Source organism: Actinoplanes sp. NPDC049668, from assembly GCF_044465445.1.
Classification (GTDB): Bacteria; Actinomycetota; Actinomycetes; order Mycobacteriales; family Micromonosporaceae; genus Actinoplanes.
Genome location: NZ_JBITLR010000009.1, coordinates 1 through 12343, shown reverse-complemented (window position 1 = coordinate 12343; position 12343 = coordinate 1). Strand labels below are relative to the sequence as shown.

The window sequence follows — 12343 nt, the reverse complement described above, 5'->3', positions numbered from 1 at the left end:
TCGACGCGCTCTGGCTACACCGGTTCAGACCTGTGCCAGGCCCTGGTGCTGCACCTGAGTGAGGCTTTGGCGATATTCCAGCGCTTCGGGAATCTCTTCGTACTGCAAGAGACTGCCGGTCAGTTCCATCAGGTGCTGCTTGGCTTCTGCCGGTGTGGCGTAGAAGAACTCGCGTCGTTGGTTGATCAGGTTTACCCGCCGGTCGGCGAACCGGGCATGCATCTGGGTCTCGATGCCGACCGCATCGTCTGAGAAGAACAGCGCGTGGACGTCGAAGTTGAACGGCACTGAGGCGTCGCTGAGTTCGCGCACCCGGTCCAGCGGATCGAGGCGGCGCGTCATTCCGACCTTGATCATCCTTTCGCCGAATGCGCCGAGATTCGAGATGACGTAGACGTAACCTGCCCGGACGTTGGCAGCTCGATAGTCGACGTCCTGAATCGCTGTGTCGATCTGGGTGAGCCGCTCCCGCATCTGCGCGGCTCCCTCGGCGTCACCCTTCGCCTGCAGAGTGGCGAGCGCGTTGGCGTAGTGCTGGCGTTCCTTGTCGAGCCGGGCGCGTTCGCGGTCGATCTCCTGCTGCACGCGTCGTTCCTCGCGCAGCCTGACCTTCTCCTCGCGTTCGCGTTCCTTCTCCTCGGCGACCTTCTGCAGATAGTCGGCCGTGAGGGTCAGCTCCCGAACTCTAGTCGGTGGTAGTCCACGGCTATGCGGATGTCCATCGTCTTACCGAGACGGGCGATGGTCGACGCTACCTTGTCGAGACGCTCGATCGCCGCGTCTACCTTGTAGGGTTTCAAGCCTCTGACCGCGTTGTCGGCCTCGGCGTTGTATGCCCGCAGCATCAGCTTGGAGTAGTCGCGCAGCATGGTGCGCCCCTGCGCCTCGGAACCGTTGACTGACCAGCCGCTCGCGGCAAGGACCGCTTCCCCGTCAGACTTGGCCATGGCCTTGATCTGCGCTTGCAAACGCGCGAGTTCTGCCTGGTAGGCCACAGCGTCGCTGAGCGGATGCCGGTACTGATACACGCCGGCTTCCTGCAGCAAAGCCGTTTCCTCGGTCACCACGATCTGCTGGCGAAGCTCACCGAGCCGCTGCTGCAGCGCGGCCTGCTCCGCCTGGGCCCGAGCTGTCTGTTCGGCGACCTCACGTCCCAATTTCTCGCGGTACTGCTCGAGCTCGATCGCCGAGAGCACGCCGAGCCTGCCCATCTCTGCGCGAAGCCGCTCCAGGTCCGCGCGTAGCTGCGTCACCTCCGTTGCCAGCTCGCGTGCCTTGCCGCGTGCTCCGAACAACGGAATGTCGGCGTCCTGCGCCGGTGCAGGGGCGGACGCCGCCGAGGTTGGCGCCGGCGCTACCACTGGCGGCGGCACTGCCGGAGCTGCCGGAGCCTCCTCAACCCACAGCTGCCATCCCGGGGCGGCGGCCCCCATACGGGGTCGGGCACCCACCCGGCGGGCGGCACCCAACCAGCTGGGGGTGTTGGCCAATTCGGTGGTGTGTTGAAGCGAAAACCCATAACTCATCCCCACAACAATCATCGATCGCCGGTACGGCCTGCGCGCAGACTTCCGCTGATCAGTTCCAGACCGGCACCCACCACTGCCAGCCGTAGGGAGCCGGAGGCCACGCGGGATCGGGGCGCCAGCCAAGTGGCGGAGTCCAGCCCTCAGGCGGCTGGGGCCAATCCGGCGGCACGACGAACTTGATCCCCGTAGGCGGCGTCGGGATCAGGCCATGCTCGACGGTCGCAGGCATTGCGGCCGACGGGGTGGTCACTGGCATTACGGAAGCGGGCGCTTGCGTTGCGCTTTCGGTTGCGGCAGGGGCGGCGGACAGCCAACTGTCGGGCAGTTCGTGGGCTCGCGCCGCGTAGAGAACTACCTCCGCCTTGATCCGATTGCCCTTGACGACGGCCCTGGCAACCGCGAGCTGACCGCCCTCACCGAGATGTCGGATGGCGGCCAGAAGTTCGCCGCTCATCTTGGGTGTGAGTTGACCTACCCGGGCGTCATCAATCCGCACCTCCACCACGGTGCGCGCGCTACGCGCCAACTGCTCCGTCATCTCGTGCAGCGTCACGTGTACCCAGCATTCTCCCTCTGGAAGTAGCCACGGCAGGATCGCGTCGAGATGCCGATCCTCGCCGGTCACCTGGATGGCCGAACCGACAGGCAGCATCCGATGCGCCCCACTCGGCGCCGCGTTGACCGGCACGAGCATGTGCGGTTCGGCGAGTTCAAGCTGCACAGATGCTCTGAAGCCGTCACGGTCCCCGTAGTCCGACCACTGTGACGCCCAGATCCGTGCTGGTACCTGCGGCGCCCAGCCTTCGGCCACCAGCACCGATAGCACCGGGGCATATCGGGACGCGTCGTCACGGGAGAGATGTCCAAGCTGACGGGAGCCCGCCCAAACACCAACGGCATTGCGGTCGAACTTGTTCTGCGGATCAGGCACAAGCTGCACCGTCGTTACAATCTCGGCTCCGTCAGCCTTGAGGTCCGCACCCAACAATCCGCGGATTGATCTCGTATAGTGCGATTCGCCGACGACGTCCACGCGGGACCAACCGCGGCCCCACAAATCAAGCGGTATCGACATGGCCGAAAGCGTACTGGCGAAGCACGTCGGCCACGCATACAAATGTTCCTCGAAACCGCCCGCAGTGGTAGTCCAGCAGGCGACGAAGGCCAGCCGATCAGGTGTCGACAATAGCCTTCATGACGAGTACTAGGACACCTCCTATTGTTGGGACCTTTCGTGAAAGGTTCGATTGCTCTGGGGTGACGGGCTGCCGGCGATTTCGACCTGCGACTCAACCGATACCGCAATGACTCACGATTCGGGTCGGCGTGGATCACGAGACCGGCAGCCGGGAGCTGAGGAAGCGTAGGTACTCGCTGTAGTTCAGCGGATTGCCGTCCTGCCGGGGCCGACCGACGGCGGCTCCGCGCACCGGGCGGTCCGGGCCCGGCCGGCTCCACAGTGCGCCCTCGCCCCGGGTCAGGCCGGGCAGGGCGGCGGTGAGCTCGGGAACCAGCCGCACCGGTAGGCGACCCGTGACGGTCCAGGCCGCCCCGCTCATGTCCGAGCCCGTGACGTCGGCGCCGAGGCCGGACAGCAGGCCGAGGACCGCGCTGAGGGTGTCCGCCGGCACCTCCAGCTCGAACGCCGCGCAGGGCTCGCAGGTCACCGTGCCCGCCGTCCGCAGCGCGCGCAGGAAGACCACCGGGGCCAGGCCGCGGAAGTCCGCCGCCGAGGAGGTCGGCGCGCGGTAGCCGGTGCGGATGACCGTCACCGTGCAGTCGAGGATCTCCCAGCCGTGCAGGCCCTGCTCGGCGGTTCGGCGCACCGCCTCCTCGGTCGCCCGGTGGAACGCCGGTGGGACGGCGCCCCACTGCACCTCGCGGACGTACCGCAGGCCCGATCCGGGCGGGCCCGGCTCGACGCGCAGGCCGACGGTGGCCCAGAAGTCGTTGGGGCGGCGGGGGTCGAACGCGACCACGTGCTCGCCGGTGCCGGTCACCCGTTCGAAGTAGACGGGCCGGATCTCGCCGAAGACGGCCGCGACCCCGAAGTCGCGGTCGAGGCGGTCGGCGAGCACCTCGCGCTGGACCGCGCCGTACAGCAGCACGGAGGTGCCGCCGCCCGGGACCGCGCGGGTGCGGATGAGCGGGTCCTCGTCCGCGAGCATGTTCAGCGCCGCGTGCAGGCGGGCCTGCTCGTCCGGCCGCGCCGCCCGGACCAGGGACTCGATGCCGGGCGGGGAGAACTGCGGCGTCACGGCCTCGGTGGTCGCGCCGAGGCGGTCGCCGACCCGGATGCCGGGCAGGCCGCGCACCCGGCCGATGCTGCCGGCCGTGAGTTCCCCGGGCCCGCCGCCGACCACCTCGACGCTCGTGAGGCGGCCGGAGACGGTGTCGCCGCCGGCCGGGTGGCGCAGGACGACGCGCTGCCGTTCGCGCAGCGCGCCGGAGAAGAGTCGCAGGTAGGCGACCTTCTCGCCGCCCGCGCCGCGCTCGATCGCGAAGACCAGCCCGGTGGTCCCGTCGCCGGTGGCCTCGCGCGGGCGCAGCATCGAGACGATGCCGCCGGTCAGGTCGCCGGTGCCCGCGCCGGTGGTCGCCGAGCCGTAGAACACGGGGTGCACCCGCCCGGCGGCGGTCTGCTCGGCGAGCAGCGCGCGCAGCTCGGCGGGCGAGGGCTCGGCGCCGTCGACGAGCCGGGCGAGCAGCTCGTCGTCGTGGTCGGCGAGGGTCTCCGCCGCCGCCGGCGCCCACCGCCGGGATACGACGCGGGCCGCGGCGGTGCCCTGGTCGCGTACGGCGTTCATCGCGACGACGCCGGCGCCGAGGCGGGCACGGACCTCGGGGAGCAGCGCGTCCGTCCGGGCGCCGGCCCGGTCGATCTTGTTGATGAAGACCAGGGTGGGGATGCGCAGGCGGCGCAGCGAGCGCAGGAGCACCCGGGTCTGCGCCTGCACGCCCTCGACGGCGGAGAGCACCAGCACCGCGCCGTCGAGGACGGCAAGGGCCCGCTCCACCTCGGCGATGAAGTCGGGGTGGCCGGGGGTGTCGATGAGGTTGACCCGCAGGTCACCGACGGTCAGCGACGCCACCGCGGCGCGGATGGTGATGCCCCGCTCGCGTTCGAGCGCGCCGCTGTCGGTCGCGGTGCTGCCGGCGTCGACGCTGCCGAGCTCGGCGACGGCGCCGTGCGCGAAGAGCAGGCGCTCGGTGAGGCTGGTCTTACCGGCGTCGACGTGCGCCAGGATGCCGAGATTGAGAGTTCGGACGGTCAAGGGAGTCCTCGGAGATCAGGGAACGGATGGTCGGCCTGAACACACCGAGGTTTCGCATGTCCGTCCTTTCCCTGGTCCGAGCAGTCACCGCCACCGTAGGGCGGGAGTCACAGGCCGGCCACCGAATTTCGGTCGACGGCCCTGAAAGAATTCCGGGGTGCAGATCCTGGACAACCCGGCGTGGGCCGCGCTCACCGGGCCGCAGGCGGCCTTCGCCGACCGGTACGGCCGCAGCGCCCGCTTCCCCGCCGACGTGAGCATGTTCGCGGCGCTGGACGACCCGGCGGACCCGGAGGCGTGGCACGACCTGGGCAGACTGGCCGGGCCCGGCGGCGAGGTGCTGGTCGCGGCGCCGACGCAGACGCCGCCGCCCGGCTGGACCTGGACCGGCGGCGTGCCGGGCGTGCAGCTGGTCGCGGCGTCCGTCGCGGCGGCGCCGGACCCGGAGGCGGTCGTGCTGACCGGCGCCGACGTGCCGGAGATCCTCGACCTGGTCGAGCGCACCCAGCCCGGCCCGTTCCGCAAGCGGACCATCGACCTCGGCACCTACCTCGGCATCCGCCGCGACGGCGCGCTGATCGCGATGGCCGGCGAGCGGATGCGGCTGCCCGGCTACACCGAGATCTCCGCGGTCTGCACCGACCCGGCCTTCCGCGGCGCCGGCCTGGCCTCACGCCTGATCCGGGCCGTGTCGGCCGGCATCCAGCAGAGCGGCGCGGTGCCCTTCCTGCACACGGCCGCGCAGAACACGGGCGCGATCCGCCTCTACGAGCAGCTGGGCTTCGCGCTCCGCACCGACATGGAGTTCGCCGCGTACCGCGTGCCTTAGACCCTCGCAAATAAGGTTGCGCATCCGATTGAGGGTGCCGTCGGCAGCCCAGGTCGCGAAGTAGTGGTTTACGAGTTTCGGTGCGGGAAGTCAGCGGGCAACGCGTCCCACTGGCAGCCGGTCCGGTCGAGGTAACGGATCGCGTCGACGATGTCGCGGCGCGGATAGATGATCGGCCGGCCGTGGCCGGTCCCTGCCGCGACGTGCGGGGCGAGCACGGCCCATTCGGGGTCGCTCATGTCGGACGGTAATTCCGGGGCCGGGCGGTCGGCAGATGCTCGGCGAAGGTGGCCGGGGATGGCTGATGCGGCGACCCCGGCGACCAGGTATACAGACAGGGCTGGGCCTTCGGTCGTGCTGGTTTAGTCGCCTTCGCTCCTACCGAAGGCCCTTTGTCATGTCACGACGCCACGCCGAACGCGGGCACCGACATCGATGGCCGCCCTCCCGTCGGTCACCGGAACCCTCATTTACCAGGGCTCAGATGATGGTGCGAGTTCCTCGACCATGGCAATGGCCAGGGTGACGGTGCGGTCGGTGTCGTCGTCCAGCGCCACGATGACAAAGCTGGCATCCTGGTCGGCGATACGGACGAGTTGGGTGCTGAGCCCGGGCCAGCTACCGCCGTGCCGGTAGATCCGGCGACATGCCTCCGTGCGGACTTCCAGGGCCCACGCGTAGCTGAGCGGGGTGCCGTCGTCCAGGTGGCCGGGCGTGTGCAGCAGCGCGGAGACGCCGAGCTCGTCGCGATCGAGTGCCTCGTTCCAGCGCATCAGCTCTTGGGCCGTCGACCAGACTCCGCCGTCACCAAGGGACAACGGCGCGGGACTGAGTGGGTCGAGCGGCGCAGCTCCGGGCGGATGTGGTGCCGGACCGGACCAGTACCGGGTGGTGACCATCGCGAGCGGCAAGAACACATGCTCGCGGGCGAAGTCAGGCAATGGCTGGCCCGCCGCGCGTTCGACAATCACGGCCAGGCAGACGTAGCCGGCGTTGCAGTATCGAAATTCGGTCCCCGGCTTGCCGGGGAGGTCGTCGAGCCGGGCGAGCGCGCGGATGACGCCGGCGGTGGTGCGGTCGGGCTCCGCGCGGAGGAGCTCGTCGATGTGGACGCCCTCGGGCAGGCCACTCGTGTGGTGGATGAGGTGGCGCACCCGCACGGCATCGGCCCAACCGGGGAGTTCGGGCATCCACTGTGCCAGGGGCGACTCGGTGTCCAGGCGCCCTTCCCGGACGAGCAGCGCCGCGCAGGCGGCGGTGATCTGTTTGGACAGTGATGCGGTGTAGACGGTCGTGCCGGCCGTCAACGGCTCGCCGGTCGCCGTCCGTCCACTGGCCAGAAAGACCGGTGGTGCGCTGCCCTGCCGCACGCCAATCACGAGCGGATCGGTGGGGCCGTAGCCTGCCGGCTCGACCAAAGCGGCGGTCAAGTGACGAAGCTGCTCCTGATTCGGCGGCATCACATCACGCGATCCGTGAAATGACACGCAATCGTCGATGATGCGCCGCCGCCGGGTAAGTCATCCACATCAGTCGATGTATCGTCACCATACGAAGGCTAGCCGGACAGACGTCCGAACCCCAGCCGACACGCCTCTGGCGCCTCAAGCCGACCGGCCAAGTCGTCACGAAGGCCCTTCCTCATGTCACGACGCCACGCCGAACGTGGGTACCGACATCGATGGCCGCCCTCCCGCCGGTCACCGGAAACCCTTATCTACCAGGGTCTTAGAGCTGGCCGTGGTTGGGTGGCGGGACGTCGGCCAGTTCCCAGGCCGCCAGGTGGTGGTACTTCCAGTCCGCCGGGTCGTGCACGCTGTGCGTGCGGGAGTTGCGCCAGTGCCGGTCCAGGTCGTACTTCGCCGCGGTCGAGCTGGTGCCGCACATCGCGAACAGCTCCGACGCCGTCTCGACCGCGACCTCGCCGGCGAAGGCCTTGGCGCCCGCCACCGCAAGCGACCCGCGCGCGGCGGCCGCGGCGTCGGCGGGCACCGGGCCCACCTCGTCGAGGACCCCGGCCGCCTCGCGGAGCAGCGCGGCCGCGGCCCGGACGCGGGTCGCCGCCCGCCCGTACCGGTGCAGGACGTGTGGGTCGTCGGCCGCGGTGGCCGCGCCCGCCCGGACGGCCTCGGTGGACGGCCGGGCCTTCTCGCGCAGGTAGTCGCGGGCGTCGCGCAGCGCGCCCTCGGCGATGCCGACCTCGATCGCCGCGTGCACGAGCTGGGCGCGCGCCCCGAGCTGCTGCGGCACCTCGAACGCGCCCGCGTAGTCGATGACCAGCTCGGCGGGGACGTCCACGAACGTGGTGGTGCCGCTGATCGTGGCGCGCTGGCCCATCACGTCCCAGTCGGTGTCGACCGTTACGCCGGGCGCGTCGCGAGGCACGAACGCCAGCACCAGCCGGCCGGCGCCGTCGAGGGCGCTGACCGCGATCCAGGCGGAGGTCAGCGCGCCGGTGCAGTAGTACTTCCGGCCGTTCAGCCGGCCGTCCTCGATCCGGGTGGTGAGGTCCTGCGCGTGCCGGCCGCCGCGCTCGGCGAGCGCGTTGCCGATCCGCCGGCCGGCCAGGACCTCGGCGAACAGCCGCCGGCGCACCTCCGGGGCGCCGTGCAGGGTCAGCACGTCGACCAGCAGGTAGTGCGCCTGCGGCACCTGGGCGATCGCCGGGTCGACCGCGGCGATGGTCCGGGTGACCTCGGCCAGCGTCAGCGGCCCGAGGCCCGGCCCGCCGTCGGCGGCCGGCACGGTGAGCGCGAGCAGGCCGGAGCCGTCCAGCTCGGCGAGGGCCTGCGACGGTACGGCGGCGGCGCCGTCCCGGTCGCGCTGGACGACGCCGGGTGCGAGCGCCGCGGCGACCCGCACGGCGGCGGCGAGGGCGGCTTCGTGCGAGTCGATGACGGTCACGTGCAGATACTTTAGGGCAGGCCACCGACACCCATCATCAGATGTGCATATGCGCAGCTCACCATGGATAAATCACCCGTTGGCGCAGCGGCGCGGCGGCGGCCGTACCCGGTAGGGTTGGCCGCGCCCGCCGACCGAGACCCGGAGTGACCCCCCTTGACCGCAACCGACGGCTTGACCGACCTCGGCACCCGGCCGGAGGAGAGCACCGAGCCCGCCGTGCCGCCCCGGGGCCGCCGGTTCGGCTCCGTGGAACTGCTCGCCGTCCTGCTGGTGCTGCTCGTCGTCTTCCGCGGCCCGCTCGCCGCGCTGATCTCCGACCCGCGGCTGCAGACCTGGACGACGGTCTTCGTCTCGGTGCTGGTGCAGGCGGTGCCGTTCCTCGTCTTCGGCGTGGTGCTCTCCGCGATCATCGCCGTCTACGTGCCGCGTTCGTTCTGGGCCAAGGCCCTGCCGAGACACCCGGCCCTCGCGGTGCCCGCCGCCGGGCTGGCCGGGGTGGTGCTGCCCGGCTGCGAGTGCGGCAGCGTGCCGATCGCCGGATCGCTGATGCGCCGCGGGGTCACCCCGGCGGCCGCGCTCGCGTTCCTGCTGGCGGCGCCCGCCATCAACCCGATCGTGCTGACCGCCACCGCGGTCGCGTTCCCGGGCAATCCGGAGATGGTCGTCGCCCGGGGCGTCGCCAGCCTGATCGTCGCGGTGGCGATGGGCTGGCTCTGGCTGCGGCTGGGCAAGGCCGAGTGGATCAAGCTGCCGCCCCGGCCGCACGAGGACGGGTCGCGCCTGAAGGCGTTCGTCGCCGCGTGCCGGCACGACGTGATGCACGCCGGCGGCTTCCTGGTGCTCGGCGCCGCGGCCGCCGCCACGATCAACGTGGTGGTCCCGGAGGCCTGGCTGCAGCGGGTGGCCGACAACCCGGTGCTGTCGGTCATCGTGCTGGCGGTGCTGGCCGTGCTGCTGTCGATCTGCAGCGAGGCGGACGCGTTCGTCGCCGCGTCGCTGTCGCAGTTCTCGCTGACCTCGCGGCTGGTCTTCCTGGTGGTCGGGCCGATGGTCGACCTCAAGCTGATCGCCATGCAGACCGGCGTCTTCGGCCGCCGGTTCGCGGTCCGCTTCGCGCCCGCGACGTTCGTCGCGGCGGTCCTGGTCGGCGCCGGCGTCGGGGCGGTGCTGCTGTGAACCGGCAGGCCCAGGCCGTGATCATGCTGCTCTTCGGCGGCGCCATCCTCAAGGCGAGCCTGTCCGACCTCTACCTGCGCTACGTCAAGGAGGGCCTGCGGCCCTTCCTCATCGGCGCCGGGATCCTGCTGGTCGCGGCCGCGGTCCTGACCCTCTGGTACGAGCTGACGGGCCGGACCGGCCAGCACGACGACGGGCACGGGCACCACCACGAGCCCCGGGTCGGCTGGCTGCTCCTGCTGCCGGTGCTCGGCCTGCTGCTGGTCGCGCCGCCCGCGCTCGGCTCGTACGCGGCCGGGCAGTCGGGCACGGTGCTCACCGCGCCCGGCGACTCGGACTATCCCGCCCTGCCGGCCGGCGACCCGGTCGACGTCGGGCTGCTCGACTACGCGTCCCGGGCGGTCTTCGACGGCGGACGCAGCCTGACCGGCCGCAACGTGCGGCTGACCGGCTTCGTCACCCCCGGGCCGGACGGCGAGCCGATGCTGGCCCGCATGGTGGTGTCCTGCTGCGCCGCCGACGGCCGGCCGATCAAGGTGGGCCTGGACGGCGACACCCGGGTCACCGCCGCGCCGGACACCTGGGTGCAGGTCGTCGGCGTCTGGACGAGCCGGGTCGCCAAGGACCCGGTCAACCAGGCCGAGGTCCCGTACCTGCAGGTCTCCGGCTGGCAGGAGATCACCGCACCGAAGCAGCAGTACGAGTGAGGGCCGCCCGCGGTCTCGCCGGCACGGCGGTCGCGCTCGCCGCCGTCGCCGCGCTGCTCGCGTTCTCCCCGGACGACGACCGGCCGGCCGCGCCGCCGGCCGGCCCCGTCCCGCTCGCCACGGCCTGGCCCGGCGCGCAGCGCGCCGACCTGCCCGGGAACCTGAGCGACGGGCCGGTCTTCCACCCGGGCGTGTTCCTCGACGCCCGCACCGCCGTCGGGACCGCGCCGACGCCGGACGGGACCGCGGTGCGCCTGCTCGTGCGCGCGCCGGACGGCTCCGTCCGCGAGTTGCGCCGCCGCCCGCTCGAGTCGAACCCGGAGTTCGGCAATCTCACGGCCGGCGGCGACGACCTGGTCTGGACCGAGTCCGCGGACGGCGTCGCGGTGCAGCTCTGGACCGCCCGGATCGCCGGCGGCCCGGCGCGGCGGCTGACCACGGACACCGGCAACGCGCTGTTCTTCGGCTCGCAGTGGGACCTGGTGATCGACGGCGGCGAGGTGCACTGGGCCGCGGCCGCACCCGGTGGCGAGGAAGTCACCGAGATTCGTTCGGTCGCGCTGGGCGGCGGCTCGGTCAAGCGGCGCGAGGAGCCCGGCATCTGGGCGCTGTCGGCCTGGCCGTGGCTGGCCGAGAACGGCGGCGAGGACCGCTCCGGCACGACCCGGCTGCGCAACCTGGCGGCCAACCGCGAGACCCAGGTGAAGACGAACGGCGCCGAGCTGGCGACGTGCGGCCCGGTCTGGTGCCGGGTGCTGGTGATGACCGGCGACGGGCCCGCCCGCATCGACGTGATGCACCCGGACGGGTCGGCCCGGCGGCGCATCGCGGGCGGCACTACGACCGCGGCGATCGCCGACGTGGCGGTGCTGGACCGTTTCGAGATCCTCTCCGAGCCCGGCCCGGACTCGGACCTGACCGGCGACGCGGCACTGCTGATCTTCGACATCGCGGCGGGCCGGACGGTCGGCGTCGGCGCGGCGGTCAACGGCGCGTTCTTCCGCAACGGCGTGCTGTGGTGGGCCACCGGCGATCAGGACAATCTGGTCTGGCACACCGTGGACCTGCGCACGGTCTGACGGCGCGTCCCGGCGCCGCGGGTGCGGCGCCGGGAGCACGGCTCAGCTGCCGATCGGGCCGCCGTCCAGGCGCCAGGTGACCACGACCGCCGGCTTGGCGAAGTCGCCGTCCGGCCAGGTCGAGGCCGGATCGTCCAGCGTCGCCCCGGTGATCTCGCCGGGGTGCTGAACGGCGACGAAGACCGAGCGGTCGTCGCCGGTGATGAACGGGCCGCAGGTCTCCGCGCCCGGCGGCACCGTCAGGAACTGCTTGAGATGCCCGCGCTCCGAGCCCTCGATCGCGGTGGCGAACAGGCCGTCGTTGCTGCCCAGCTGGTTGCCGTCGGTGGCGATCCACAGGTTGCCCGCGCTGTCGAACGCCACGTTGTCCGGGCAGGAGATCGGCGAGACCGCGGACTTGTCGTAGCCGGCGAAGTACGTCGACGGGTCGGCGGGATCGCCGCAGACGATCGGCAGCGACCAGGTGAACGTCTCGGCGGTGTTGTCGCCGCGGTCCTCGACCAGCTCGAAGATCTGCCCGTGCTTGTTCTCGTGGCGCGGGTTGGCCTCGTCCGCGCGGGCGTTGGTGCCGACGCCGCGGTTGACGTTGTTGGTCATCGCCGCGTAGACCTTGCCGGTGAGCAGGCTGGGCTGCACGTCCTCCGGCCGGTCCATCTTGGTGGCGCCGACGGCGTCGCCGGCCAGCCGGGTGAACGTCAGCACCTCCACCGCCGACATGCCCGGCACGTACGACCGCTCCCCCGACGCCAGCTTGATCCACTGCCCGGTGCCGTCGAAGGCGCCGTCGGACGGCAGCCTGCCGCTCCCGTCGATCTCGGACGGCGGGCTGTCGCCGGTGACC

General features: G+C 71.5%; 12 protein-coding genes. 4 read left to right on the top strand and 8 right to left on the bottom strand.

The features are described from left to right. Positions 1 to 24: 24 nt before the first annotated feature. From ACIBSW_RS33475 to ACIBSW_RS33460, 4 genes are all read right to left on the bottom strand, one after another. Positions 25 to 585: a GIY-YIG nuclease family protein gene (locus tag ACIBSW_RS33475; protein WP_354728871.1), complete on the bottom strand. Its 561-nt coding sequence runs from the start codon at positions 583 to 585 to the stop codon at positions 25 to 27. Between the two features lie 86 nt (positions 586 to 671). After that, positions 672 to 1526 carry a DUF4041 domain-containing protein gene (locus ACIBSW_RS33470; RefSeq protein ID WP_354728873.1) on the bottom strand — a complete coding sequence of 285 codons (855 nt, stop codon included), beginning with the start codon at positions 1524 to 1526 and terminating at the stop codon, positions 672 to 674. A gap of 52 nt (positions 1527 to 1578) precedes the next feature. After that, positions 1579 to 2604, bottom strand: coding sequence for an HIRAN domain-containing protein (locus ACIBSW_RS33465; protein WP_354728875.1), 1026 nt, complete (start codon positions 2602 to 2604; stop codon positions 1579 to 1581). A 256-nt stretch (positions 2605 to 2860) separates the two neighbouring features. Further along, positions 2861 to 4804 (bottom strand): translation factor GTPase family protein, encoded by a 1944-nt coding sequence (locus ACIBSW_RS33460; RefSeq protein ID WP_354728877.1) that lies wholly within the window; start codon positions 4802 to 4804, stop codon positions 2861 to 2863. A 157-nt stretch (positions 4805 to 4961) separates the two neighbouring features. On the opposite strand from ACIBSW_RS33460, the gene ACIBSW_RS33455 reads away from it, so the two are divergent. Then, on the top strand, positions 4962 to 5633 hold the full coding sequence (locus tag ACIBSW_RS33455) for a GNAT family N-acetyltransferase (RefSeq protein WP_354728879.1): 672 nt from the start codon (positions 4962 to 4964) through the stop codon (positions 5631 to 5633). 68 nt (positions 5634 to 5701) lie between these two features. Here the strand turns inward: ACIBSW_RS33455 and ACIBSW_RS33450 are convergent, their stop codons facing one another. The 3 genes from ACIBSW_RS33450 to ACIBSW_RS33440 all read right to left on the bottom strand — a co-directional run bounded on the left by ACIBSW_RS33450 (position 5702) and on the right by ACIBSW_RS33440 (position 8537). Further along, entirely contained in the window at positions 5702 to 5872 is a 171-nt protein-coding gene (locus ACIBSW_RS33450) for a transposase (protein ID WP_354728881.1), read from the bottom strand. A 231-nt stretch (positions 5873 to 6103) separates the two neighbouring features. Next, the gene (locus ACIBSW_RS33445) at positions 6104 to 7120 is read right to left on the bottom strand and encodes a serine hydrolase domain-containing protein (RefSeq protein WP_404799535.1); all 1017 of its coding nucleotides are present in this window, start codon (positions 7118 to 7120) and stop codon (positions 6104 to 6106) included. A 241-nt stretch (positions 7121 to 7361) separates the two neighbouring features. Further along, positions 7362 to 8537, bottom strand: coding sequence for an acyl-CoA dehydrogenase family protein (locus ACIBSW_RS33440; protein WP_354728885.1), 1176 nt, complete (start codon positions 8535 to 8537; stop codon positions 7362 to 7364). 156 nt (positions 8538 to 8693) lie between these two features. On the opposite strand from ACIBSW_RS33440, the gene ACIBSW_RS33435 reads away from it, so the two are divergent. The 3 genes from ACIBSW_RS33435 to ACIBSW_RS33425 are packed head-to-tail and all read left to right on the top strand — an operon-like array spanning position 8694 to position 11502. Further along, on the top strand, positions 8694 to 9716 hold the full coding sequence (locus ACIBSW_RS33435; RefSeq protein ID WP_404799534.1) for a permease: 1023 nt from the start codon (positions 8694 to 8696) through the stop codon (positions 9714 to 9716). Next, positions 9713 to 10423, top strand: a complete 711-nt coding sequence (locus tag ACIBSW_RS33430; protein WP_354728886.1) for a TIGR03943 family putative permease subunit — start codon at positions 9713 to 9715, stop codon at positions 10421 to 10423. The genes ACIBSW_RS33435 and ACIBSW_RS33430 overlap by 4 nt, the downstream gene beginning before the upstream one ends. Beyond that, positions 10420 to 11502, top strand: a complete 1083-nt coding sequence (locus tag ACIBSW_RS33425) for a hypothetical protein (protein ID WP_354728888.1) — start codon at positions 10420 to 10422, stop codon at positions 11500 to 11502. The genes ACIBSW_RS33430 and ACIBSW_RS33425 overlap by 4 nt, the downstream gene beginning before the upstream one ends. 42 nt (positions 11503 to 11544) lie before the next feature. Here the strand turns inward: ACIBSW_RS33425 and ACIBSW_RS33420 are convergent. Next, positions 11545 to 12343: alkaline phosphatase PhoX (locus tag ACIBSW_RS33420; RefSeq protein WP_354728890.1), on the bottom strand; the 799-nt coding region annotated here is incomplete at its 5' end.

Bases quoted from the DNA above. Each gene is read 5' to 3' on its own strand.
- ACIBSW_RS33450 (WP_354728881.1), bottom strand. From the start codon at position 5,872: ATGAGCGACCCCGAATGGGCCGTGCTCGCCCCGCACGTCGCGGCAGGG.
- ACIBSW_RS33465 (WP_354728875.1), bottom strand. From the start codon at position 2,604: ATGTCGATACCGCTTGATTTGTGGGGCCGCGGTTGGTCCCGCGTGGAC.
- ACIBSW_RS33470 (WP_354728873.1), bottom strand. From the start codon at position 1,526: ATGAGTTATGGGTTTTCGCTTCAACACACCACCGAATTGGCCAACACC.